This window comes from Paracoccus stylophorae, assembly GCF_028553765.1.
GTDB classification, from domain to species: Bacteria; Pseudomonadota; Alphaproteobacteria; order Rhodobacterales; family Rhodobacteraceae; genus Paracoccus; species Paracoccus stylophorae.
The window spans coordinates 1,818,017-1,842,432 of record NZ_CP067134.1; the positions used below are offsets into that span (position 1 = coordinate 1,818,017).

General features: G+C 66.9%; 26 protein-coding genes. 10 read left to right on the forward strand and 16 right to left on the reverse strand.

The genetic code is table 11. The features are described from left to right. Positions 1 to 7: 7 nt before the first annotated feature. The 7 genes from JHW45_RS08880 to JHW45_RS08910 all read right to left on the reverse strand — a co-directional run bounded on the left by JHW45_RS08880 (position 8) and on the right by JHW45_RS08910 (position 7,103). Entirely contained in the window at positions 8 to 877 is an 870-nt protein-coding gene (locus JHW45_RS08880; protein WP_272857349.1) for a TIGR01459 family HAD-type hydrolase, read from the reverse strand. Beyond that, a complete protein-coding gene (locus JHW45_RS08885) occupies positions 877 to 1,794 on the reverse strand; it encodes a manganese-dependent inorganic pyrophosphatase (RefSeq protein ID WP_272857350.1) in 918 nt (305 codons plus the stop codon). Before JHW45_RS08885 ends, JHW45_RS08880 begins: the two co-directional genes overlap by 1 nt. 187 nt (positions 1,795 to 1,981) lie before the next feature. Continuing rightward, positions 1,982 to 2,491 (reverse strand): CarD family transcriptional regulator, encoded by a 510-nt coding sequence (locus JHW45_RS08890; protein ID WP_272857351.1) that lies wholly within the window; start codon positions 2,489 to 2,491, stop codon positions 1,982 to 1,984. A 341-nt stretch (positions 2,492 to 2,832) separates the two neighbouring features. Further along, positions 2,833 to 3,171: a ferredoxin FdxA gene (fdxA, locus tag JHW45_RS08895; RefSeq protein WP_209055876.1), complete on the reverse strand. Its 339-nt coding sequence runs from the start codon at positions 3,169 to 3,171 to the stop codon at positions 2,833 to 2,835. A 152-nt stretch (positions 3,172 to 3,323) separates the two neighbouring features. Continuing rightward, positions 3,324 to 3,602: an RNA-binding S4 domain-containing protein gene (locus JHW45_RS08900; RefSeq protein WP_272857352.1), complete on the reverse strand. Its 279-nt coding sequence runs from the start codon at positions 3,600 to 3,602 to the stop codon at positions 3,324 to 3,326. Continuing rightward, positions 3,599 to 6,550: a helicase-related protein gene (locus JHW45_RS08905; RefSeq protein WP_272860584.1), complete on the reverse strand. Its 2,952-nt coding sequence runs from the start codon at positions 6,548 to 6,550 to the stop codon at positions 3,599 to 3,601. The genes JHW45_RS08900 and JHW45_RS08905 overlap by 4 nt, the downstream gene beginning before the upstream one ends. A 10-nt stretch (positions 6,551 to 6,560) precedes the next feature. Further along, complete coding sequence (locus JHW45_RS08910; RefSeq protein WP_272857353.1) at positions 6,561 to 7,103, reverse strand: tetratricopeptide repeat protein; 543 nt, start codon at positions 7,101 to 7,103, stop codon at positions 6,561 to 6,563. Between the two features lie 116 nt (positions 7,104 to 7,219). Here JHW45_RS08910 and JHW45_RS08915 point away from each other — a divergent pair, with 116 nt between their 5' ends. Together JHW45_RS08915 and JHW45_RS08920 are read left to right on the forward strand one after the other, a co-directional pair. Beyond that, complete coding sequence (locus JHW45_RS08915) at positions 7,220 to 7,504, forward strand: SCP2 sterol-binding domain-containing protein (protein ID WP_272857354.1); 285 nt, start codon at positions 7,220 to 7,222, stop codon at positions 7,502 to 7,504. Positions 7,505 to 7,514: 10 nt separating this feature from the next. Further along, a complete protein-coding gene (locus JHW45_RS08920; protein ID WP_272857355.1) occupies positions 7,515 to 8,459 on the forward strand; it encodes an alpha/beta fold hydrolase in 945 nt (314 codons plus the stop codon). Between the two features lie 3 nt (positions 8,460 to 8,462). Here JHW45_RS08920 and JHW45_RS08925 read toward each other — a convergent pair whose 3' ends face one another. The 6 genes from JHW45_RS08925 to alr all read right to left on the reverse strand — a co-directional run bounded on the left by JHW45_RS08925 (position 8,463) and on the right by alr (position 13,650). Beyond that, positions 8,463 to 9,410 carry a hemolysin family protein gene (locus JHW45_RS08925; protein WP_272857356.1) on the reverse strand — a complete coding sequence of 316 codons (948 nt, stop codon included), beginning with the start codon at positions 9,408 to 9,410 and terminating at the stop codon, positions 8,463 to 8,465. Continuing rightward, on the reverse strand, positions 9,407 to 9,922 hold the full coding sequence (ybeY, locus tag JHW45_RS08930) for an rRNA maturation RNase YbeY (protein ID WP_272857357.1): 516 nt from the start codon (positions 9,920 to 9,922) through the stop codon (positions 9,407 to 9,409). Before ybeY ends, JHW45_RS08925 begins: the two co-directional genes overlap by 4 nt. Continuing rightward, a complete protein-coding gene (locus JHW45_RS08935) occupies positions 9,915 to 11,015 on the reverse strand; it encodes a PhoH family protein (protein ID WP_272857358.1) in 1,101 nt (366 codons plus the stop codon). The genes ybeY and JHW45_RS08935 overlap by 8 nt, the downstream gene beginning before the upstream one ends. A 96-nt stretch (positions 11,016 to 11,111) precedes the next feature. After that, positions 11,112 to 11,861 (reverse strand): ABC transporter ATP-binding protein, encoded by a 750-nt coding sequence (locus JHW45_RS08940; protein WP_272857359.1) that lies wholly within the window; start codon positions 11,859 to 11,861, stop codon positions 11,112 to 11,114. An 11-nt stretch (positions 11,862 to 11,872) separates the two neighbouring features. Next, on the reverse strand, positions 11,873 to 12,637 hold the full coding sequence (locus JHW45_RS08945; RefSeq protein WP_272857360.1) for an MlaE family ABC transporter permease: 765 nt from the start codon (positions 12,635 to 12,637) through the stop codon (positions 11,873 to 11,875). Then, positions 12,634 to 13,650, reverse strand: a complete 1,017-nt coding sequence (alr, locus tag JHW45_RS08950; RefSeq protein ID WP_272857361.1) for an alanine racemase — start codon at positions 13,648 to 13,650, stop codon at positions 12,634 to 12,636. Before alr ends, JHW45_RS08945 begins: the two co-directional genes overlap by 4 nt. A 175-nt stretch (positions 13,651 to 13,825) precedes the next feature. Here alr and JHW45_RS08955 point away from each other — a divergent pair, with 175 nt between their 5' ends. The 7 genes from JHW45_RS08955 (at position 13,826) to JHW45_RS08985 (ending at position 19,821) form a co-directional block, all read left to right on the forward strand. Then, a complete protein-coding gene (locus JHW45_RS08955; protein WP_272857362.1) occupies positions 13,826 to 15,358 on the forward strand; it encodes an acyl-CoA carboxylase subunit beta in 1,533 nt (510 codons plus the stop codon). 204 nt (positions 15,359 to 15,562) lie between these two features. After that, positions 15,563 to 15,709, forward strand: coding sequence for a hypothetical protein (locus JHW45_RS08960; RefSeq protein WP_272857363.1), 147 nt, complete (start codon positions 15,563 to 15,565; stop codon positions 15,707 to 15,709). Positions 15,710 to 15,808: 99 nt separating this feature from the next. Then, positions 15,809 to 16,219: a hypothetical protein gene (locus tag JHW45_RS08965; RefSeq protein WP_272857364.1), complete on the forward strand. Its 411-nt coding sequence runs from the start codon at positions 15,809 to 15,811 to the stop codon at positions 16,217 to 16,219. A gap of 127 nt (positions 16,220 to 16,346) precedes the next feature. After that, positions 16,347 to 16,592, forward strand: coding sequence for a hypothetical protein (locus tag JHW45_RS08970; RefSeq protein WP_272857365.1), 246 nt, complete (start codon positions 16,347 to 16,349; stop codon positions 16,590 to 16,592). 75 nt (positions 16,593 to 16,667) lie between these two features. After that, positions 16,668 to 16,889 carry a YMGG-like glycine zipper-containing protein gene (locus tag JHW45_RS08975; protein ID WP_272857366.1) on the forward strand — a complete coding sequence of 74 codons (222 nt, stop codon included), beginning with the start codon at positions 16,668 to 16,670 and terminating at the stop codon, positions 16,887 to 16,889. Between the two features lie 105 nt (positions 16,890 to 16,994). Further along, positions 16,995 to 19,043, forward strand: a complete 2,049-nt coding sequence (locus tag JHW45_RS08980) for an acetyl-CoA carboxylase biotin carboxylase subunit (protein WP_272857367.1) — start codon at positions 16,995 to 16,997, stop codon at positions 19,041 to 19,043. Positions 19,044 to 19,149: 106 nt separating this feature from the next. Continuing rightward, positions 19,150 to 19,821, forward strand: a complete 672-nt coding sequence (locus tag JHW45_RS08985) for a hypothetical protein (protein WP_272857368.1) — start codon at positions 19,150 to 19,152, stop codon at positions 19,819 to 19,821. Here JHW45_RS08985 and JHW45_RS08990 read toward each other — a convergent pair. Together JHW45_RS08990 and JHW45_RS08995 are read right to left on the reverse strand one after the other, a co-directional pair. Beyond that, positions 19,787 to 19,987, reverse strand: coding sequence for a hypothetical protein (locus tag JHW45_RS08990; protein ID WP_272857369.1), 201 nt, complete (start codon positions 19,985 to 19,987; stop codon positions 19,787 to 19,789). The genes JHW45_RS08985 and JHW45_RS08990 overlap by 35 nt on opposite strands. 114 nt (positions 19,988 to 20,101) lie before the next feature. Beyond that, positions 20,102 to 20,620: a DUF4174 domain-containing protein gene (locus JHW45_RS08995; protein ID WP_272857370.1), complete on the reverse strand. Its 519-nt coding sequence runs from the start codon at positions 20,618 to 20,620 to the stop codon at positions 20,102 to 20,104. 57 nt (positions 20,621 to 20,677) lie between these two features. Between JHW45_RS08995 and scpA the strand changes: the two genes are divergently transcribed. Beyond that, positions 20,678 to 22,813, forward strand: coding sequence for a methylmalonyl-CoA mutase (gene scpA / locus JHW45_RS09000; protein WP_272857371.1), 2,136 nt, complete (start codon positions 20,678 to 20,680; stop codon positions 22,811 to 22,813). 102 nt (positions 22,814 to 22,915) lie between these two features. Here the strand turns inward: scpA and JHW45_RS09005 are convergent, their stop codons facing one another. After that, positions 22,916 to 24,205, reverse strand: coding sequence for a homoserine dehydrogenase (locus tag JHW45_RS09005; RefSeq protein ID WP_272857372.1), 1,290 nt, complete (start codon positions 24,203 to 24,205; stop codon positions 22,916 to 22,918). Positions 24,206 to 24,416 lie beyond the last annotated feature (211 nt).

Consider the following 24,416-nt stretch of genomic DNA (forward strand, 5'->3'; position numbering starts at 1 on the left):
GGCCCGGTTACCGCAGCCGGCCGATGGCGAATTCCGGCTGCTGATGGTGATGGGCCAGCCATTCGCGCAGCAATTCGGGCTGGGGATTTTCGACATCGGGTCCGAACGCCTGCGCCGCCAGTCCGCCGGTGATGAACAGCGCGTCGATCCCTTCCTGCCGCGCGCCGCGGATATCGGTGTTGATGCCGTCCCCGATCGCCAGGATCCGGGCATCGTCGCCCAATTCCATCTGCCGCCGCGCCCGTTCGTAGATGGGCGGATGCGGCTTGCCGAAATAAAGCGCCGTTCCGCCTAGATCCTCATAGAATTCGGCCAGCGCACCGGCGCAATAGATCCGCCTTTCGCCCATGTCGACGACCACGTCCGGGTTGGCGCACAGCATCTTCAGCCCGCGCTGCTGCGCCGCCATCAGCCGTGACCGGTAATCGTCCGGCGCCTCGTTATCCTCATCGAACGGGCCGGTCGCCACGATTCCCTCGGCCTCTTCCAGCGGGACGCGCGTGATCGGCGGGGCGTCGGTCCATTCGGGCGGGATGTCGTCGAAGAACCCGTCATCCTTCACCGTGCCGATATGCCAGACCCTGCGGCCGACCGCGCCCGCAAACATCGCCTGCTGCGCGGCGTCGCCCGAACTGATCACCAGATCCCAGGCATCGCGCGGCACGCCCATGCGGTCCAGCTGCGCGATCACATAGGGGTGCGGGCGCGGCGCGTTGGTCATCAGCACCACGCCGCCGCCCCCGCGGCGATAGTCCTGCAACGCAGCCACCGCCGCCGGATAGGGCTGTTTCCCGTTATGCAGACAGCCCCACAGATCGCAGAACAGCGCGTCGTAATCCGCGCCGATCTGCGACAGACGCTCGATGATGCGGGTCATCAGACGGTCAGGAACGGGATGATCTGCTTCTTGCGGCTCATGACGCCGGGCAGAACGACGGTGTCGCCGGTGACGGTGACGCCAAAGCTTTTTTCGGCGATCTGCCTGACGAAATCATTGGGGACCAGCAGCGTCGCCTCTTCCTTCAGGATATCGACGATGAACAACAGAACCTCGTCGGCGCTGTCGGCTGCGGCCACGGCGGGCATCGCGGCGACCAGCGCATCCTTGCGCGCCAGCAGGGTCTGCGGCGCGGTGGTTTCCAGCACCGAGACGCGCAGTTGCTTGCCGTCCAGCCTGTATTCCTTGCTGTCCATGCGCAGCAGCGCGTCATCGGTGAAGGCGCTGACATCGGATTTCGCGGCGAACATCTCGTTGGCGTAATCGGTGATGTTCAGCCCCAGATCGGCGGCCAGCTTTTCGGCCACGGCGCGGTCATGCGCGGTGGTGGTGGGGCTGCGGAATTCCAGCGTGTCCGACAGGATGCAGGTCAGCATCGCGGCCTTGACGCCCTGGGGCGCGCGCGCCATGTCGTCGCCGATCAGGTCGTGCATGATCGTCGCCGTGCAGGCCAGCGGCCGGATGGTGATGTTGATCGGCGTCTTCGTCCGGATCCCGCCGGCCAGCAGATGATGGTCGATGATCTCGATCACGTCGGCATCGTTGATGCCGGCCGGCAGTTCGGCGGGGTTGTTCGTGTCCACGATCACGCAGGTATCGCCCTTGCCGACATCCGCGACGATCTCGGGCTTGTCGAGGTTCCAGCGGCTCAGCATCCATGCGGCTTCGGTGTTGGGTTCGCCTTGCAGGATCGCCTTGGCCGGGGTCTTGCGGACCTCGTTCAGATACCACGCCCAGATGATGGGCGAGCCGGTCGAGTCGGTGTCGGGAGAGGTGTGGCCGAAAACCTTGATCATGTTGCACCTTTGCGGGTTCGGATTTTGCGCGCCTTATAGGTGCGAAACCGGGCGATGTCCACGCGGCCCGGCAGCCGGGTCCGGACTGACGGTTCAGCGGGTCCGCACGCCGCGTTTCACGCATGAAAAAGGCGCCCCTCACCGGGGGCGCCTTTCGCGCAATCGGGGCGGCGTCATCCGGGCGGCGTCAGGCCGCGCGCGACACCAGCACGTCTTCGACGCGCTTCTGCGCGGCGCCTTCGTCCAGCCCGCTGACCGCCGCGACCTCGCGCGTCAGCCGGTCAAGCGCGGCTTCGTAAAGCTGACGCTCGGAATAGGATTGCTCGCGCTGATCGTCGTTGCGATGCAGGTCGCGGACCACCTCGGCGATCGACATCAGATCGCCCGAGTTGATCTTCTGGTCGTATTCCTGCGCGCGGCGCGACCACATGGCGCGCTTGACGCGCGCCTTGCCCTTCAGCGTTTCCAGCGCACGGTCGATCAGGTCGGGCGTCGACAGGCCGCGCATGCCGATCTCGGTGGCGCGGGCGGTCGGGACGCGCAGCGTCATCTTGTCCTTGTCGAACGAGATGACGAACATTTCCAGCCGCAATCCGGCGACTTCCTGTTCTTCGATGGACACGATCCGGCCGACGCCATGCGCGGGATAAACCACGAAATCATCGGGGCGGAATTCGTTCTTCTTGGTCTTGGACATATGGGTTCCTCTGGGTGGTGCCGTTTTCCCGGCACAAAGGACCGCAAGCGGCGGCTGCCGCCTTCGGTCCGTCTTGATCCTGTCATTGCCCCCTGCACGCAGAATGCAGGGGGACACAGCGGGGGCGCGCATCCGTCGGCCTCTGATTTCCACCAGATGCGAAATGATAATTGAACATACCATAAATAAGGCGCTAAAAAAAGCGCCGCGATTCTGTCAGGAAATCGGGCCGCGGCAAAGGAATATCGCCGCGATGCCAATGGGTTGGGCTATGTTCGCCCAAAATAGCGCGGCCGTGCGGGGCGCGAATCACCCCCGCAGCGGCGGCCCGGTTCGGGGCGTCAATCCCCCTCGCCGGGCGCTTCCGAGAAATACTTGTCCAGCTTGCCATCGACGCCGTCCATCTCTTCGGCGGTGGGCAAGGGATCCTTCTTCTGGGTAATCACCGGCCATTGTTCCGAATATTTCCGGTTGAACTCGACCCATTTCTCCATGTCCGGTTCGGTATCGGGGCGGATCGCGTCGGCGGGACATTCCGGCTCGCACACGCCGCAGTCGATGCATTCGTCCGGATGGATGACCAATGTATTCTCGCCTTCGTAGAAGCAGTCCACCGGGCATACTTCGACGCAATCGGTATATTTGCACATGATGCAATTATCGGTGACGACGTAGGTCATGGCACGCTCCCATCCGGTCAGCGGCTAGGTACTCCCGGCAGCGGCATCATTCAAGGCCGGGGCCGGGGAAAAGACCGGCGTTCCGGCCTTTGCGCGGTTCCCGGACGCGCGTTCCACGCCCGGCCCGGCGCGGCGAATACCGTCTTGGCCGATCATTCCCCCTCGCCGATTTCGGCATACAGGGTCTGCGCCTCGCTGGCCGGGCCGCGCCGTGTGCCAAGCGCCAGGACCGTCAGGCTGCGCACCCGACCGTGGGCCGAGACGACCAGCCGGTCGCCCGGCTTCACGCTGCGGCCGGGTTTGCGGCAGGGTTGTCCGTTCAGACGCACTCCGCCGCCCTCGATCCGTTCGGCCGCGAGGCCGCGCGACCTGAACAGCCGGGCGTGAAACAGCCACTTGTCCAGCCGCAGCGCGCCGCCAGCCTCGGTCACTTCTTGTCTTTAAGCGCCGCCAGAACCGCGAACGGGCTGTCCGGGTCCATCTTCTTCTCGGGGCGCGAACTGAAGGTCTTGGGCGCCTGTTTCGGCGGCTTGCCACCCTTGCGCGGACCCTTGCCCCGCGGCTTGCCGCCGTCGCGTTCAGGTTTGCCGCCGTCGCGGGCGGGCTTGTCCCCTGCGTCCGCCGCGCGCCGTTCGCCGCGCGGCTGCTGCGGACCCGCATCCTTGCGCGGGCCGCGACGCCCCTGCCCTTCGGCCTGCGGGCGCCGGTTGCCGCGCGGACGCGGCGACCAACGGAAGGTATAGAACACCTCGATTTCAGGCTCGGCCTCGGCCTCGGCCGGCGCTTGATCGGCGCTGTCCGCTTCCCCCGCGGCGTCCCCGGTCGCATCCGCGGATGCTGCACCGCCCGCCTCGCCTGCCGCCTCGGCCTCGGCGCGGCGCTTTTCGGCCTGCTCGGCCTCCCACCGGGCGCGGGTTTCGGCGGCCAGCACGCTTTCCTCTTCGGTCAGGGGCGCGTCCGACGGCTCCCCCTCGGGCGCGGGTTCGGGTGCCGGCGCCTCGGCGGTCTTGACCTTCTCGCGCTCGCCCTTTTCGGCGGCATAGCCCAGCCCCTGCATCAGCCCGGCGAACTGTTCCAGCGTCATGCCGGTGATCGACAGCATGTCGGGATTGGCCTCGAACCCGCCGCGCGTGTCCTGCGCGCGCAGCAGATCGGCCAGCCGTTCCAGCATGTCGATGCGGATCGCGCGTTCGCCGGCGGGGCGATAGCCCGACAGCGTGTAATACCCGTCCGGCACCTCGGCGATATGGGGGATCGTCACCAGACCCGGCGGCGGGCTTTCGGGAAACTCGTCCAGCCCCTCGGCCAGCGACCACAGCACCAGCCGCAGCCGCGTCGGCGCGGGTTTCAGCAGCGCCGGCATGAAGATCGTGAACTGGCCGAACCGGACGCCGTGCTTGCGCAGCGCGCCGCGTGATTCCTGATCCAGTTCCTTGACCTCGGCGGCCACGCCCTCGCGCGGCAGCACGCCAAGCGCCTCGATCAGACGGAACGCAAAGCCGCGCGCCAGCCCGGTCAGCGTCTCGTCCTTCTGCATGGCGATCAGCGGCTCGAACGCCGCCGCCACCTTGCGGTCGATGAAATGCTGCAACCGGCGGCGGACCTTTTCCGCAATCTCTTCGCCCGCCTCTTCGTCGACAAAGACCTGCACGCCGGGATGCAGCGCGTCCGGCCCCTTGACCAGCTTGCCCACGGCCGAGCCGCCCCACATCAGGCCGCCCTGTTCGGTAAAGTCCAGTTCGGTGTCGGGGGCGTTGTAGAACCGGTCCGCGCGCAGGTGAAACTCGGGCTTCAGGGCTTCGTGGCTGGCGCGGTTCAGCGTCCGGGCCTCGTCCGCCGATCCGGTCTGGTCGGGGCGAAAGCGGAATCCCTCCAGACGGCCGGCGAATTCGCCCTCGACCGTCACTTCGCCCTTGTCGTTCACTTCGGCCACAAGGCTCTCCTTCTGCTTGAGCCGGCGCAGCAGCACCGAGGTGCGCCGGTCCACGAATCTCTGCGTCAGCGCCGCGTGCAGCGCGTCCGACAGGCGATCTTCTACAGCGCGAGTCTCGCCGCGCCAATGACTTTCGTCCTCGACCCAGCCCGTGCGCTGCGCCACATAGGTCCATGTGCGGATATACGCCAGCCGCTTGGACAACGCGTCGATGTCGCCATGGGTCCGGTCGATGCGCGCGATGGCGCGGGCCAGCCAGTCCGATGGGATCGTGCCCTCTTGCAGGAACCCGAAGATGCTGGCCAGCAGCCCGGTATGTTCGGCCGGGGAAATGCCGCGGAAATCCGGCACCCGGCACACCTCCCACAGCAGCCGCACATCGCGGCCGCCGCGCACCCGGTCGCGGATCTCGGGCATGTCACGCAGCGATTTCAGCGCGTGCAGATCGTCGGCCTCGCGCCCGCGGGCCAGGATCTCGTGCGCGGGGGCGGTTTCCAGGCTTTCGACCAGCCGGTCGGGCGTGCCGAATTCCAGCGCGGTGTTGCGCCACATCAGGCGGCTGATCGGCTGAAAGCGGTGATTCTCGATCGCCTCGACCAGACCGTCCTCCAGCGCCCGCGCCTCGCCGGTGACGCCGAACGTGCCGGGTTCGGTGTGACGCCCGGCGCGGCCCGCGATCTGGCCCAACTCGTGCGGGAACAGCGGCCGGACCCGGCGGCCGTCGAATTTATGCGTGGCGCTGAAGGCGACGTGGCGGATGTCCAGGTTCAGCCCCATGCCGATGGCGTCGGTGGCGACCAGATAATCCACCTCGCCGGCCTGATACATCGCCACCTGCGCGTTGCGCGTGCGCGGCGACAGCGCGCCCATCACCACCGCACAGCCGCCCTTCTGCCGCCGGATCAGTTCGGCGATGGCATAGACGTCATCGACGCTGAAGCCGACGATGGCCGACCGCGCGGGCATGCGCGACAGCTTTTTCGACCCTGCCCAGCTGAGGGTCGAGAACCTCTCGCGCCGCTGGACCTGCACGCCGGGCACCAGCGCGGCGATGGCAGGCCGCATCGTGTCGCTGCCCAGAAACAGCGTCTCGTGCAGGCCGCGCATATGCAGCAGGCGGTCGGTGAAGACATGGCCGCGTTCGGGATCGGCGCAAAGCTGGATCTCGTCGATGGCGACGAAATCGGCGCCGATCTCGGGCATCGCCTCGGTCGTGGCGACCCAGTATTGCACCCGGTCGGGCACGATCCGTTCCTCGCCCGTGACCAGGGCCACCACCGAAGGCCCGCGCGCCTTCACGATCCGGTCATAGACCTCGCGCGCCAGCAGCCGCAGCGGCAGGCCGATGACCCCGGTGCGGTGCGCCAGCATCCGTTCGATGGCGTAATGGGTCTTGCCGGTGTTCGTGGGCCCGAGAACGGCAGTCACCCGGCCCCTGTCATGCATGTTCATGGCGTCAGATATCTGTGCCCTGATCGTCGCGTTCCAGACGCCGGACCCCGTCAAGCGCCTCTTGCTGATGGGGATGGATGGCAAGGCTTTCGCGATAGGCGGTCAGCGCGCCCTCGGTGTCGCCGATCTCTTCCAGCATCGCGCCAAGCTGGGTCAGCGCGGCAAAATGCCGCGGCTCAAGCTGCAGGGTGCGGGCCAGATCGGCCGCAGCCGGCCCGAACTGGCCGATCGTCGCAAAGGCCGCCGCGCGCGCCTGCCAGCCGGCGGCGAAATCGGGGGCGTGGTCGGTCAGCGCGGTCAGATGGCCGATGGCTTCCTGCGCGTCGCCGCGGTCCAGCGCCTCCTCCCCGCGCTTCAGCAGCAGATCCATCGACGCCGACCCGGATCTGGACCAGGCGCGCAGGATGTCCGATTCGGCGATGCGCCAGCCCTCGCCCTCGGGTTCGGCCAGCGTGTCGAACAGCGCGTCCATGTCCGGCGCGTCCTGCGCGATGGCTGCGGACGGCCCGCCCAAAGCCATTGCCAGAACGAACAAAATCGTAATCATTCGGGCGCAGCTTGCCGCTACGGCGGGGTGGTAATGGGGGCGTTCCGGGCGCATAACCGACATGTAACCCAGCCCGCATGGCGGGCGCCAGCCACAGCGCGTTGAAGAGGACCGAAATGAGCAAAGTTGTGAACGCCGCCGTCGAGAAGCTGAACGAAAAGATCGGCAGCTTCGAATCGACCGCGAAATTCGTGATCGAGGACGAAGGCTCGATCATGATCGACGAAAGCGGGGCGCGCGCGGCCGACGACGAGGCCGAGGTCACGCTGCATGCCAGCCGCGACACGTTCGAGGGCATCCTTGACGGCAGCGTCAATCCGGCGACCGCCTTCATGACCGGCAAGCTGAAGATCGACGGCGACATGGGCACGGCGATGAAGCTGGGTCAGGCCCTGTCCTGATCGCCCGGCCTTGACCCAGACCGCACCCTTTCACCAGTTGCCGGGCGACATGTCGCGCCCGGCCGATGCCTTCTTCGTCACGGCCGAGGATGGCGTCAGGCTGCGCCTGGGGCTGTGGCGCGGCGATGCCGACCGGGTCGCGGGGACCGTGCTGCTGTTTCCCGGCCGCACCGAATATATCGAGAAATATGCCCCCGTCGCGCACCGCCTGAACGCCGAAGGCTATGATGTGCTGGCCATCGACTGGCGCGGACAGGGGATGTCGGATCGCCTGCAGGACGATCCGCGCCCCGGCCATGTGCGCGACTTCACGGATTATCAGCTTGACGTGGTCGAGATGATTGTGACCGCGACCGATCTGGACCTGCCGCAGCCTTGGCATCTTCTGGCGCATTCGATGGGCGGCTGCATCGGGCTGGCGGCCCTGCATGACGATCTGCCGGTGGCCAGCGCGGTGTTCTCGGCGCCGATGTGGGGGATCAACCTGCGCCGGATGCCGCAGCGCATCGCCCTGGGCCTTGCCTCGCTGGCCGCGCGTCTGGGCCGCGCCGGGCGGTCGGCACCGGGCAGCGGCTCGGGCATCACCTATCTGGTGGATGAGGCGTTCGGGTCCAACCTGCTGACCAACGATGTCGATAACTGGTGCCGGCTGCTGCGCGAGGCGGCATCATGGCCCGACCTGACCATCGGCGGCGCAAGCTATCAATGGGTGTCGGGGGCGCTGCGGGAATGTTCGCGGCTGGCGGCGATGGACTCGCCCGATCTGCCGGTCACCGTCTCGCTTGGCACGGACGAAAACGTGGTCTCACACGCCGCCATCCGAGACCGGATCGACCGCTGGCCCGGCGCCCGGCTGCTGGAGATCGAGGGCGCCCGGCACGAGGTGCTGATGGACACGCCCGATCTGCAACAGCAATTCTACGACGCCGCGCTGGCGCGGTTCAAAGGCGTTTAAGGCTTAATCCGCCGTCCCGGTTCCGGCCTTTGCGGCGGCCACGGGCCGGCTTGCCGCCACCGCCTGGGGCGAGCGCAGGCGGACACGCTTGATGCGGCGGGGATCGGCCTCGACCACCTCGAACTCGGCGCCCGAATCGTGGCTGATCACCTCGCCGCGCAGCGGGACGCGCCCGGTCAGCATGAAGATCAGCCCGCCGATCGTGTCCACCTCGCTGTCCTCGTCGTCGCTGGACAGGTTCAGGCCGGTCTCGGCCTCGACATCGCTCAGCGCGGCGCGGGCCTGGATCAGCCACTGGCCGGGCTTTTCGCTGACCCACAACCCGCCATCGGCCTCGTCGTGTTCGTCCTCGATCTCGCCGATGACCTGTTCGATCAGATCCTCGATCGTGACCAGCCCGTCCACGCCGCCATATTCGTCGATCACCAGCGCCATATGCGTGCGCTTCTGCTGCATCTGCTGCAACAGCACGCCGATGGGCATCGAGGGCGGCACGTAAAGCAGCGGCCGCAGCATCGGGCGCAGCGTGAACTTGCCGCCCTTGCCGAAGCCGTGCTTCAGCGCCAGATCCTTGAGATGGATCAGCCCAAGCGGGCTGTCCAGCGTGCCGCGAAAGACGGGAACGCGCGAAAACCCGTGTTCGCGGAACATCTCGACCAGATCGTTCAGCGTCACGTTCAGCGGCGCGGCGACGATCTCGACCTTGGGAATGGCCACGTCATCGACCCGCATCCGCCGCAGATTGACCATGCCCGGCGCGGGCGAGGCAGGCGGACGGTGGCTGTTGGCCTCTTGCCGCTCCTCCTCGTCCGATCCGGTCAGCGCATCGAAGAAGCGCCCGAAAAATCCGCGCGATCCGGGCAGGTCGCGCCCGTCTCCGCCTATTCCGTCGGCGGGGCCGGCGGCGTCGTCGCCAAGGGTGTTGTCGGGTAATCGGGATTCGGAGTTCATCGGACCTTCTCGTGATAGGGGTCGGGCGCGTGATAGGGGTCGGGAATATCCAGCGTTTGCAGGATCGAACGCTCGACCGTCTCCATGGTTTCGGCGTCCGCGTCGTCAAGGTGATCGTAGCCCAGCAGATGCAGCGTTGCATGCACCAGCAGATGGGTCACGTGATCGGCAAGGAGCTTGTCCTGCGCGCGCGCCTCGGCGGCGCAGGTGTCGAAGGCGATGGCGATATCGCCCAGCTCATCCTGATCGGGCAGATCGGGGCGCGCGCCCGGTTCGTGCGGCACATGCTCGACCGCGGGCCAGGACAGCACGTTCGTCGCCTGCGGCTTGCCGCGGAAATCGGCATTCAGCGCGGCGATGCGGGCATCGTCGCAGCCCATCACCACCACGTCGCCGCCGATTCCGTGCCAGCCAAGCGCGGCGGCGACGGCCCGTTCAGCCAGCGCCGGAAGGCCGGCGGTCTGCCATCGGTCGTCCTCGATCACGCAGTCGGTTTCGGTCTCGTCAGGCATTGTCTCGTCGCATCGGCCGCCTTGGCACATACTGCCCGCGCGTCCCGTCGGTGTCGCCGCGCGCCATCGCCGCGGCATCGTCGGCGTCATAGGCGTCGATGATCCGCGCCACAAGCGCGTGCCGCACGACATCCCTGGCGGTGAAATAGTTGAACGTGATCCCCTTGACGCCATCGAGGATCCGTTCCGCATCGACCAGCCCCGACGCCATGCCGCGCGGCAGGTCGATCTGGCTGCGATCGCCGGTCACCACCATGCGCGAACCTTCGCCCAGGCGGGTCAGGAACATCTTCATCTGCATCTGCGTGGCGTTCTGCGCCTCGTCCAGCACCACGAAGGCATTCGACAGGGTGCGGCCGCGCATGAAGGCCAGCGGCGCGATCTCGATCCGCTTTTCCTCGATCAGCTTCTGCAATTGCTTTCCGGGCAGGAAATCGTTCAGCGCGTCGTAAAGCGGCTGCATGTAGGGGTCGATCTTTTCCTTCATGTCGCCGGGCAGAAAGCCCAGACGCTCGCCCGCCTCGACCGCAGGGCGCGACAGGATGATGCGGTCCACCTGCCCGTTGATCAGCATGGTGACGCCGACCGCGACGGCGAGATAGGTCTTGCCGGTGCCGGCCGGGCCGATCCCGAAGGCCAGCTCATGTTCGAACAGCGCGCGCACATAGGCTTTCTGCGCATCCGTGCGCGGCTCCACCGATTTCTTGCGGGTGCGTAACTCATAGCTGCCGGCGCTGAACATCTCGATCTGTTCGGCCGGGGTGGTGTCGGCCGTGTGCTCGACCCCCATGCGCAACCCCGCCTCGACCTCGGGCAGGCCCACCGCCTTGCCCTGTTCCAGCCGCGCATAGAGACCGCGCAGCAACTGCGCCGCCTCGGCCTGCGCTTCGGGGTCGCCGACCACCGCCAGCTGGTTGCCGCGGCGCAGGATATGGATGCCAAGCGCCTCCTCGATCCGCGCAAGGTGCCGGTCATTGGCGCCGCACAGATCGATCAGCAGGCGGTTGTCGGGAAATTCCAGCAGGGTTTCGGCGGGATGGGTCGCGACGGGGGGCGTTGGGGTCAGGCCCAAATTGTTCTCCAGCTCAGTCATCTGTCCTTATGGTGGCAATCCGAAGGGATTCGCACAAGGTCATGTCCGCAGTTTGTGCTGCATACCGGCCATTCCCTGCGCACACCTTGCGCCAGATCAATCCGGCGCGCCGGGCGCAGCGCCCTGTTGCTGGCGACGGTCCGGCACCCGGCCCAGAAACGCGGCCATGGGGGCGGCATCCTGCATCGCCTCGGTCGTCCCCTGCCAGCGGATGCGACCGTCCTGCAACAGCGCCACCCGGTCCCCGACCGCGCGGACCGAATCCATGTCGTGCGTGATCGTGATCGCGGTCGCGCCGGTTTCGCGCACGATGCCGCGGATCAGGTCGTCGATGCGGCGTGCGCGGATCGGGTCCAGCCCGGTCGTCGGCTCGTCGAAGAAGATCACCGCCGGATCGTCGGCGATGGCGCGCGCCAGACCGACGCGCCGGGCCATGCCCCCCGACAGCTGCGCCGGCATCAGATCGGCGGTCTCGGGCGCAAGGCCGACCCGCGCCAGCTTGTCCACGGCAATCGCGCGGGCGCGGCCATCGGGCATCCGCTGACGCAGGCGAAAGGCGACGTTCTGCCAGACGCTGAGGCTGTCGAACAGCGCCCCGCCCTGAAACAGCATCCCGAAACCGCGCAGGAATCCCGGCCGCGTCGTGCGGTCCAGCGGCCGGCCCTGCCACAGCACCTGTCCCGCATCGGGCGCGATCAGGCCCAAGATGCACTTCAGCAGCACCGATTTGCCGGTGCCCGACTGCCCGATCACGCACAGGCTTTCGCCCTGCGCCACGCTCAGATCGACACCGGCCAGCACCTGTGTGGGGCCGAAGGATCTGGTCAGGCCGCGCGTCTCGATCATGCCGGACCCGATCATTCGAAAAACAGCCCGGTCAGGACGAAATTCGCGGCCAGGATGGCCACGGCGGCGGCCACGACGGCGGATTTGGTGGCCCGTCCCACGCCCTCGGCGCCGCGTCCGGATCGCATCCCGAACCAGCATCCGGCGACCGTCACGATCAGCCCGAACGCCGCGCCCTTGATCAGCCCCGAGATCACGTCCCAGCTTTCAAGATAGGCGCGGCTGTTGGCCAGATACGCGGCCGAGTTGAACCCCAGAGAGTTGGTGCCCACCAGCCAGCCGCCCATGATCCCGATGATGTCGCCCACCCCCACCAGAATCGGCACGGTCAGCAGCCCGGCCCACAGGCGCGGCGTGACCAGCCAGCGCATCGGATCGGTGGACAGGGTGACAAGCGCGTCGATCTGTTCGGTCACGCGCATCGTCCCGATCTCGGCGGCGATGGAACTGGCGACGCGCGCGGCCACCATCAACCCGCCCAGCACCGGCCCAAGCTCTCGCACCATGCCGATGGCGACGATGGCGGGCACCACGTCGCTGGCCTGAAACCGCGCGCCGCCGGAATGGATCTGCAAGGCCAGCGCCGCGCCGGTGAACAGCGCCGTCAGCCCCACCACCGGCAGCGACAGCCAGCCGATCTGCACAAGCTGCGTGGCGAACGCACCGGGATAGAACGGCCGCAGCCGGAACAGCCCGCGCAGCGTGAACAGCGCCACCGCCCCCGTCGCGCGCAGCGCGTGCAGCGCGACGCGGCCGATCCGGCGGACAAACGTCACAGATAGGACCGTTCATAGCGCTGGCGCAGCGCCGTCAGGATCTCGTATCCGATGGTGCCGGCATGATCGGCCAGCCTGTCGATCGGCTGTTCGGGACAGATCAGGTCCAGATGATCGGGCACCTCTGGCAGATCGGTGACATCGGCGGTGATCAGGTCCATCGACACCCGCCCGACGATGGGACAGGCCACGCCACCGGCGTAAAGACTGGCCCCGCTGGACGACAGCGCCCGCAGGATGCCGTCGGCATAGCCCGCAGCGACAGTCGCGATCCGGCCGGGCCGAGGGGCGGTCCAGGTCGCGCCGTATCCGACGAATTCGCCCGCAGCGACCGGGCGCGTCTGGATCACCGGCAGCGACAGGCGCACGACCGGGCTTGCATCGGCAAAGGGCAGGCCGCCGTAAAGACCGATGCCGGGCCGCACCAGATCGAAATGATATTCCGGCCCCAGCAGAATCCCCCCCGTCGCGGCCAGCGACAGGGGCACGTCCACGCCCTGGGTCATGTCGCGAAAGGCGCGCAGCTGCGCGGCATTGGCGGGGTGGCCGGGCTCGTCCGCGCAGGCCAGATGCGACATGATGAAATCGGGTTTTGCGGCCAGCGCCTCATCGCGCAGGCCGGCCCATTCGGCCGCCTCCATCCCCAGGCGGTTCATGCCGCTGTCCAGCTGGATCGCAAAGCGCCTGCCGGGGCGCATGGTGCGGTCGCGAAAGAACTGCTCGGCGCTGTTCAGCACCGGGACCAGCCCGTCCAGATCCGCCCCCTCCATGTGGCCGGACAGCACGTTGATCGTCGCGTCGTCGGGCAGGTGCGGGCGGATCGCCCTGCCCTCCTTGGCCAGCGCCACGAAGAAGTCGCGCGCGCCGGCCCGATACAGCGCCGGCACGATCCGCGCCGCGCCGCAGCCATAGCCGTCGGCCTTGACCACCGCCGCCGTGCGTGCCCCCGGCGCCCTGGCCGCCAGCGCCTTCCAGTTGGCCACGATGGCCGATATGTCGATCTGCAATCCCATATCCGCTGGCTTGCCCGCGCCCTTGCGCAAGGTCAAGGGGCATCGACCGCGGCCGCCTTCGCAGATTTGCAGTTTGCCCGCGCAGCCGGTCGCATAGTTTGCAAATTTTCCCGTTTTGTCTTTTCCGTCCCCGCAACCCAAGCTAACTTGCCGCAACCCAACCCGGAGGCCTGCGATGAAGGACATTCTGCAAGAGCTTGAGCGTCGTCGCGACGAAGCCCGTCTGGGCGGCGGCCAGCGCCGGATCGACGCCCAGCACAAGCGCGGCAAGCTGACCGCGCGCGAACGGCTCGATCTGCTGCTGGACGAGGGCAGCTTCGAGGAATTCGACATGTTCGTCGCCCATCGCAGCACCGATTTCGGGATGGAGCAGGAACGCCCCTATGGCGACGGGGTGGTGACCGGCTGGGGCACGATCAACGGCCGCATGGTCTATGTCTTTTCGCAGGATTTCACCGTCTTCGGCGGATCGCTGTCCGAAACCCACGCCCAGAAGATCTGCAAGATCATGGACATGGCGATGCAGAACGGGGCGCCGGTGATCGGGCTGAACGATTCGGGCGGCGCGCGCATCCAGGAAGGCGTGGCCAGCCTTGCCGGCTATGCCGACGTGTTCCAGCGCAACATCATGGCCTCGGGCGTGATCCCGCAGATCAGCGTCATCATGGGCCCCTGCGCGGGCGGCGCGGTCTATTCGCCCGCCATGACCGACTTCATCTTCATGGTGAAGGACACCAGCTATATGTTCGTGACCGGCCCCGACGTGGTGAAGACCGTCACCAACGAGGTCGTGACCGCCGAACAGCTGGGCGGTGCATCGACCCATACCCGCAAATCCTCGGTCGCGGATGGCGCGTTCGAGGACGATGTGGAAACCCTGTCCGAGATTCGCCGGCTGTTCGATTTCCTGCCGATGAACAATCGCGGCACCGTGCCGGTCCGCCCGTTCTTCGACGATCCCCGCCGGATCGAGGACAGTCTGGACACGCTGATCCCCGACAACCCGAACCAGCCCTATGACATGAAAGAGCTGATCGTGAAGGTCGCGGACGAAGGCGATTTCTATGAGATCCAGAAGGATTTCGCCGGCAACATCCTGACCGGCTTCATCCGGCTGGAAGGGCGCACCGTGGGCGTCGTCGCCAACCAGCCGATGGTGCTGGCCGGTTGTCTGGACATCGACAGTTCGCGCAAGGCCGCGCGCTTCGTGCGGTTCTGCGACGCGTTCGAGATTCCGATCCTGACCTTCGTCGATGTGCCGGGCTTTCTGCCGGGAACGGGTCAGGAATACGGTGGCGTCATCAAGCACGGCGCGAAACTGCTGTTCGCCTATGGCGAGGCGACGGTGCCGAAGGTCACCGTCATCACCCGCAAGGCCTATGGCGGGGCCTATGACGTCATGGCGTCCAAGCATCTGCGCGGCGATTTCAACTATGCCTGGCCCACGGCCGAGATCGCGGTGATGGGCGCCAAGGGCGCGGTCGAGATCCTGTATCGCAGCGAACTGGGCGACGCGGGCAAGATCGCCGCGCGCACCAGCGATTACGAGGATCGTTTCGCCAATCCGTTCGTCGCCGCCGAAAAGGGCTTCATCGACGAGGTGATCCAGCCGCATTCGACCCGGCTGCGCGTGACCCGCGCCTTTGCCAGCCTGCGCAACAAGAAGCTGGCGAACCCGTGGAAGAAACACGACAACATCCCCCTGTAAGCCGCGGATTTCCATGACGATGCAATTTCGCGTGAATGATGCAGCACCGCCACAGAGCGGCAAGGTTGTGCCGATGCCCCTGCCCTGTGGCTGTCTGCTGCAGGTTTCGGCGGCTATCATCGCGGGCAGGCCGGCGCATCAAGACGCCGGCCCGAACCCGAGCAGCCGGGCGCCGCGGCGCCCGCATTACAGGAGCACGTCATCATGTCGAAGAAGATCATCCTCGGCCTCGTTCTGGTTTCGGCTTTCGCCGCCTGTCAGCGGCCCGAACCCCAGGTCGATGTCTATACCCCGACCGCAAACCCGGTCACGACCGAGCCTGTCTATCAGGGCAAATACGGCGCCAACTGAGGCAAGGGACAGCGCGCGCGGGCGGCAGGGCTGCCCGCGCGGACCCCGCGCATCCGTCGCCACGCGCGCGATTGCCACGCGCGCGATCCGGGGGGCGACATGCTGAAACATCGCGGCTTTCCCGGTCGCCTTCCCGGCACCGATTTCCAGTTCGTCATCCGGCGCGAGAACAAGAAGGGCGCGACGCCCATCACGCGGCGCGAGCGTTTCCGCGACCGCAGGCCCGCCGACCGGCGCGCCGATGCGGGGTTCCTGGCCGCGCTGATCCAGCATTTCGGCGACGCCCCGTTCGAGCGCGGCAATCTGGACGCCGGCCGGCTGTCCTGGCTGATCGGCCGCGAGGTCAGGGCGGTGGGACCGTTCGACCCGACCGATTATGCCCAGTTGCTGCAGATCGACATGGCCGCCGCCGAAGCCTCGTTCCCCGAAATCTTCGCCGCCGGCGCGCAGCCGGGCGGCGCGGACGACGACGGGGACGACGACCGGGGCGACGACGGAGAGGAGCGGTGATGCGCGAATTGCCGCTAGGCCGGTCCGGGTCACACCCATGTCAGTTTGACTACGCGCACGGCTGTGCGATATTGCCGTGGCTTCATCCACCGGCCCGCGAAAGGGCCCTTAATACAGGCAAGACACCATGCAGATTTCGCTTTTCACCCGGATCGGCGCCAGCGCCGCTCTTCTTCTGGCGGTCGCCGCCTGCGATCAGGGCTATGGCACCGGAACCGGCCTGTCGCCGGACGCGCAGCGCGCCGCGGGCGGTGCGGTTGCGGGCGCCGTCATCGCCAAGGCCCTTGACGAGGATATCGCGACCGGCGCGGCCCTGGGCGGCGCGGCCGGCGCATTGTGCGACGACGCGGGCGTCTGCCAGCGTCGCTACTGATCACGACATTCCGGTCGAACCGGTCCGTGCGCCTGCGCATCGCGATGCGGCGACCGAAGGAAAAGGAATAACTCCATGTCCAAGCTTATTGCGATTGCCGCACTTGTCGGCGCCACTGCCGTGGCCGGTTGCACCCAGGGGATCAACCCGACCGATGTCGACCGCGCCGCGATCGGCGCCGCCACCGGCGCCGTCATCGGCAAGGTGGGCGGCAAGAAGGAAAGCGATATCTATAAATACGCGGCGGTCGGTGCGGCCGGCGGCGCGCTGTGCGACGACGTGCGGCTGTGCCAGTGATATCCTGACCGGCGCGCAGACCGCGCGTTCCGAAACCTTTGCAGCCGTCCGGGACCTTGCGGTCGCGGGCGGCTTTTTCGTGTCTGCTGACCGGGGGTGCCCTGCATGTTCAAGAAAATCCTGATCGCCAACCGGGGCGAGATCGCCTGCCGCGTCATCAAGACCGCCCGCAAGATGGGGATCGGGACGGTCGCGGTCTATTCCGACGCCGACCGCAACGCCCTGCATGTCCGGATGGCCGATGAGGCGGTCCATATCGGCCCCTCGCCCGCGAACCAGTCCTATATCGTGATCGACAGGATCATGGACGCGATCCGCCAGACCGGGGCCGAGGCCGTGCATCCCGGCTATGGCTTCCTGTCCGAGAACCGCAAATTCGCCGAGGCGCTGGAGGCCGAGGGCGTCGCCTTTATCGGCCCGCCCGCCAGCGCGATCGAGGCGATGGGCGACAAGATCACCTCGAAGAAGCTGGCGCAGGAGGCGGGCGTCAGCACGGTGCCGGGCTATATGGGCCTGATCGCGGATGAAGACGAGGCGGTGAAGATTTCGGGCCAGATCGGCTATCCGGTGATGATCAAGGCCAGCGCCGGCGGCGGCGGCAAGGGCATGCGCATCGCCTGGACCGACGAGGAGGCGCGCGAAGGCTTTGCCTCGTCGAAGAACGAGGCCGCCAACAGCTTTGGCGACGACCGCATCTTCATCGAGAAATTCGTGACGCAGCCGCGCCATATCGAGATTCAGGTTCTGGCCGACAGCCACGGCAACGCCGTCTATCTGCACGAGCGGGAATGTTCGATCCAGCGCCGCAACCAGAAGGTCATTGAAGAGGCCCCCTCGCCCTTCCTGGATGCGGCGACGCGCAAGGCGATGGGCGAACAGGCCGTCGCGCTGGCCAAGGCGGTCGATTATGCCAGCGCGGGCACCGTCGAATTCATCGTCGATGGCGAGCGGAATTTCTATTTCCTCGAAATGAACACCCGTCTTCAGGTGGAACATCCCGTCACCGAACTGATCACCGGCGTCGATCTGGTCGAACAGATGATCCGCGTGGCGGCGGGCGAGAAGCTGCCCTTCGCGCAATCCGATCTGAAGATCGACGGCTGGGCCATCGAAAGCCGGCTTTACGCCGAAGACCCCTATCGCGGGTTCCTGCCCTCGATCGGGCGGCTGACGCGGTATCGCCCGCCGGCCGAGGTGGCGGCGGGGCCGCTGAAGCGATCGGGCAACTGGGTCAATGACAGCGAGGGCGGCGACAGCCCCGTCGCCGTCAGGAACGATACCGGCGTCTTCGAGGGGGGCGAGATCAGCATGTTCTATGACCCGATGATTGCCAAATTGTGCACCTGGGCCACCTCGCGCGCCGAGGCGATCGAGGCGATGCGCATCGCCCTGGACGAGTTCGAGGTCGAGGGCATCGGACACAACCTGCCCTTCCTGTCGGCGGTGATGGACCATCCGAAATTCATCGCGGGCGAGATGACCACCGCCTTCATCGCCGAGGAATATCCCGACGGATTCAGCGGCGTCACGCCGGGCGACGATCAGATCGTGCGCATCGCCGCCGCCGCCGCCGCCATGCACCGGATCGCCGAGATCCGCCGCAGCCGCATCAGCGGGCGGCTGGACAACCACGAACGCCATGTGGGCGAGAACTGGGTGGTCTTCGTGGGCGACCGGGATCTGCCGGTGCGCATCCAGGCAGATCGCCAGGGCTCGACCGTCCGTATCGGCGATCAGGATCTGCGGGTCGAAAGCGACTGGAAGCCGGGTCAGTCGCTGGCGCGTCTGACGGTCGATGGCGCGCCGCTGGTGATGAAGGTCGATCCGGTCGCCGCCGGGTTCCGGCTGCGGACGCGGGGCGCCGATCTGCACGTCCATGTCCGCCGCCCGCGCGCCGCCGAACTGGTCCGGCTGATGCCCGAGAAGATCGCGCCCGACACCTCGAAACTGCTGCTGTGCCCGATGCCGGGGCTGGTGGTGAAGATCAATGTCGATGCCGGAGACGAGGTGCAGGAGGGTCAGGCGCTGGCCACGGTCGAGGCGATGAAGATGGAAAACATCCTGCGCGCCGAACGCAAGGGCGTGGTGAAATCCGTCAACGCCGAACCCGGCCAAAGCCTGAAGGTGGACGACGTCATCATGGAATTCGAATAGGGCCGCGTCCGGGCCGCACGCAGGAGCGGACGACACGCAGGACCGGCGCCGCATAAGGCGGGCGGCGGTGCCGGTGCCGCAACAGAAGGGAAAGGGGTGCAGGCAGTTGGACTGGCAGGCGCTTTTGCTGAACGACCGGGTCGCCGCCGCCCTTGTCACCGCGCTTGTGGGCGGTGGCGTGGTGGCGGCGGGCTGGTTCTGGACGCACGCCCTGTCCCGGCGGCGCGACAGGGTTCTGCGCGTCGAACAGGTGTCGGACATTCAGCGCGCGCTGCTGGCCGAAATCCGTGCCCATGTCGCCTCGCTGGAACATCAGAAGGCCGCCGACAACCGCGCGGCCAGCATGGCGCTGCGCGAAAGGCTGCTTGGCGATCAGCACGTGCCGATCCTGCCCCATGACGCCAATGACCGCATCTTCCGCGCCGTGGTCGAACAGGTGCATATCCTGCCCCAGCACGTGATCGACCCGGTCGTGCGCTATTACCGGCTGATCGCGGTCCGGGTGGCGCTGGCGCAGGATATCCGCCGCAGCGCGCGGGCGCAGCCGGAACGCGCGGGCGAGATGCTGGACGATTATCTCAGCCTGACGGATGAGACGTTGCAGGCGGGAAATGTCGCGATGATGTTGCTGGGGGCAAGCCTGAAAGGCGGGGCGCCGGCGGTCCGGGCGCTGCTGAAGGCGTTGCAGGAACAGGAACGCGACGACGCGAATGCGGGGCCGGCCGATGGCCGCCCCGTCGATCCTAGTAGAACACCTTCGGACCGGAGATCCCCTTGATGGGCGGAAGACCGATCACCGCCGCAATCTCGTTCGAGTTGCTGGCTTTCAGCAGCCGCCGCACCAATTCGTCGGTGGCGTCGGCCACCGCATCGCGCGGGCCGCGCGCCGGCCGGACGACGGGTTCGGGCGTGTCGATCTTGCGAAGTGCGGACTGCTTGGCCATCGTTTCACCTTTCGACGTGACGGGAAGCCCCGAGGGCGTCCCTGCAATGAAGATAGGGCCTGACACGGGGTTTCGCAACAGAAACGACCGGCCAGCCAGCGGGTTCCGCCGCATCTATTCGCCCAGATCGGCGCGCCCGATCTCTTGCCGGCGCAGCGGAAACTTGTCGATGGCCCGGCTGATTTCGCGCACGTCCCACGGAAACGGCTTGCGCAGCTTGACCTGCCCGTCCTTGTCCATGATGACCAGCGAGAAGCCGCGCGGATGCAGCCGACGCCGCCACGCGCTGGCCGCCTCGGGGTCGGCATCGGTGATCACCACAACGTCGCGGTCGGCCAGCATCCGCGGCTGTTCGCGCAGCACCCGCATCTGCTGGCGGAAGGCCGGGTCTTCGGGCGTGTCCGAGAACACCACGATCGGGCGCGAGGTCCACAGGAAATCCTCGGGCTGGACCTCGCCCGCGCCATATACCAGCAATTCGGGGCGCGCGGGTGCGGGCGCGGACGGCGCGGGCATCTCTTCGGGGCTGACGGGGCGGGATTGCGGCACCTGGGGCGCGGTGGGCGGCGGCGCGTCGCGGGCCGGTCCCATGGCCGCAAGCGCCACCGCGAGAAACAGGAAATTCAACTTCATGGGCACCTCATCCTGATCTGAATATAGGATGGCGCGGCCTTTGGGAAAGGACGGATCATGACAAAACCGACGCTGGAGGATTGGCGCAAGCTGGCCCGGAAGGAACTGAAGGGCCGCGATCCCGACAGTCTGACATGGGACACGCTGGAAGGCATCGCGGTCAAGCCGCTTTATACGCGCGAGGATATGGCCGGGCTCGACCATCTGGACGGGCTGCCGGGCTTTGGCCCCTTCACCCGCGGGCCGCGCGCCACGATGTATGCGGGAAGGCCCTGGACGATCCGGCAATATGCCGGCTTCTCGACCGCCGAGGAATCGAACGCCTTCTATCGCCGCAACCTTGCCGCCGGCCAGCAGGGCGTGTCCGTCGCCTTCGACCTGGCCACCCATCGCGGCTATGACAGCGACCATCCGCGGGTCGAGGGCGATGTGGGCAAGGCCGGCGTCGCCATCGACAGCGTCGAGGACATGAAGATCCTGTTCGACGGCATCCCGCTGGATCAGGTCAGCGTCAGCATGACCATGAACGGCGCGGTGATCCCGATCCTGGCGAATTTCATCGTCGCGGGCGAGGAACAGGGCCATGACAGATCGGCGCTGTCCGGCACGATCCAGAACGACATCCTGAAAGAGTTCATGGTGCGGAATACCTATATCTATCCGCCCGAACCCAGCATGCGGATCATCTCGGACATCATCGAATACACGTCGAACCAGATGCCGCGCTTCAACAGCATCTCGATCTCGGGCTATCACATGCAGGAGGCCGGGGCGAACCTGGTGCAGGAGCTGGCCTATACGCTGGCCGACGGGCGCGAATATGTGCGCGCGGCGATTGCGGCGGGCATGGATGTCGATGCGTTCGCCGGGCGGCTGTCGTTCTTCTTCGCCATCGGCATGAATTTCTTCATGGAAATCGCGAAACTGCGGGCGGCGCGGCTGCTGTGGCACCGGATCATGTCCGAATTCGGCGCAAAGAAGCCCGGCAGCCTGATGCTGCGCACGCATTGCCAGACCTCGGGCGTCAGCTTGCAGGAACAGGACCCCTACAACAACGTCATCCGCACCGCGTATGAGGCGATGTCGGCAGCGCTTGGCGGCACGCAGTCGCTGCACACCAACGCGCTGGACGAGGCCATCGCCCTGCCCACCGATTTCAGCGCCCGGATCGCCCGCAACACGCAGCTGATCCTGCAGGAGGAAACCGGCATCACCCATGTCGTCGATCCGCTGGCCGGGTCCTATTACATCGAAAGCCTGACCGCCGAGCTGGCCGACAAGGCGTGGCAGCTGATCGAGGAGGTCGAGGAGATGGGCGGCATGACCAAGGCCGTCGCCGGCGGCATGCCGAAACTGCGCATCGAAGAGACGGCGGCGCGGCGTCAGGCCCTGATCGACCGGGGCGAGGATGTGATCGTCGGCGTCAACAAGTATCGCAAGGATCGCGAGGACCCGATCGACATTCTGGATGTGGACAACGTCAAGGTCAGGGACAGCCAGATCGCGCGGCTGGAAAAGATCCGCGCCAGCCGCGACGAGACGGCCTGTCAGGCGGCGCTGGACGAGCTGACGCGGCGCGCGGCCGAGGGCGGGAACCTGCTGGAGGCCGCGGTCGAGGCCGCCCGCGCCCGCGCAACCGTAGGAGAGATCAGCATGGCGATGGAAAAGCAATTCGGCCGTCACCGCGCCGAGGTGAAGACGCTGGCCGGCGTCTATGGCGCCGCCTATGAGGGCGACGAGGGGTTCGCGCAGATCCAGAAGGACGTGGAGAGCTTCGCCGAGGAAGAAGGCCGCCGGCCGCGGATGCTGGTCGTCAAGATGGGCCAGGACGGGCATGATCGCGGCGCCAAGGTGATCGCCACCGCCTTTGCCGATATCGGCTTCGATGTCGATGTGGGTCCGCTGTTCCAGACGCCGGACGAGGCGGCGCAGGACGCGGTGGACAACGACGTGCATGTGGTGGGCATCAGTTCGCAGGCGGCCGGCCACAAGACGCTGGCACCCAAGCTGATCGAGGCGCTGAAGGCGCAGGGTGCGGGCGATATCCTGGTGATCTGCGGCGGCGTCATTCCGCAGCAGGATTACGATTTCCTGAAGAAGGCGGGCGTGAAGGCGATTTTCGGTCCGGGCACCAACATCCCCGCCGCCGCCGCCGACATCCTGCGGCTGATCCGCGAGACGCGGGCGGCCTGAGCCGGTTGCGTCCCGCGAAAGCCGGGGGGCTGTCTGCCCCCCGGCCCCCCCGAGGATATTTGTCCCAAGGCAAAGGGCATCGGGTGGGATTGCGGGGCTGCCTCAGACCTCTTCGATGCGCAGTTCGACCGGGTCGCTGACCAGAACCCCGGTGCGGGGCAGCGTCTGGATCGCATAGTCGATCGCCTCGGGCGTGGTCTTGTGGGTGACGACCAGCACCGGCACGCTGGTGTCGCTGTGCTGTCCGTATTGCCGCATCCGGTCGATCGAGATGCCGGCATCGCCCAGCACCGAGGCGACCTTGGCCAGCGCGCCGGGCTTGTCCTGCAATTCCAGCCGCATGTAATAGGCTGCGGGCACCGCCGTCCGGGCGGGACGCGCGGTCTTCAGCCTCGATGCGGGCTGGCCGAACATCGCCATGCGGACGCCGCGCGCGATTTCCACGATGTCGGACAGCACCGCGCTGGCGGTCGGGCCTTCGCCCGCCCCTGCCCCGCGCAGCACGATCTGGCCGACGCTGTCGCCTTCCAGCACCACCATGTTGGTGCCGCCGACCAGTTGCCCAAGCGGGCTGTCGGCGGGCACGAGGCAGGGCGACATGCGCTGTTCCAGCCCGCGCGCGGTCATCTGCGCGACCCCCAGAAGCTTGATGCGATAGCCCATGTCGGCGGCGCGGCGGATATCGTCGATGCTGACACGCTCGATCCCCTCGATCTCGACGGCGTCGAAATCGACCTGGGTGCCGAACGCGATGGCGGACAGGATCGCCAGCTTGTGGCTGGCGTCGATGCCGCCCACGTCAAGCTGCGGATCAGCCTCGAGATAGCCAAGCTGGCGGGCCTCTTCGAACACCGCCTCATAGGGCAGGCCGGCGCTTTCCATCCGCGTCAGGATATAGTTGCAGGTGCCGTTCATCACCCCCATGACGCGGCCGATATCGTTGCCGGCCAGCGATTCCGTCATCGTCTTGATCACCGGGATGCCCCCGGCCACCGCAGCCTCGAACCGGATGACGCGGCCCAGATCCTCGGCCAGCAGCGCCAGATCCTGCCCGTGCATGGCCAGCAGCGCCTTGTTGGCGGTGACCACGTCCTTGCCGGCGCGCAACGCCGCCTGAATACTGTCGCGGGCGATGCCGTTATCGCCGCCGATCAGTTCGACATAAAGATCGACGTCGTCGGCCGTCGCCACCGCCATAGGGTCGTCTTCCCACCGATAGGCGGACAGATCGGCGTCGCGGTTCTTCATCCGGTCGCGCGCGCTGACCGCGGTGATCGCAACCTCGCGCCCCGACCGCATCGCCAGCAGACCGGCATGTTTCTGAACGATCTTGACGACACCGATCCCGACGGTGCCAAGCCCGGCGATGCCCAAGCGGAGGGGGGACGACATGAAGGCCTCTTTTCTGCGATTGCGCGGGGTGTTAGCGCGGCGGGGCCGATGTTGCAACGACGAAGGCGCGCCGGCTGGGGACGGGGCGGCGCGCGCCCTCAGCCGTCGTCGCCGTGGCCGACCGCATTGCATGCACCGGGGCCGCCCACGTCACCGTCGGACCGGGCCGCGAAAACGTCATTGAAGCCATGCCCGCCGCGCGACTAGGCTG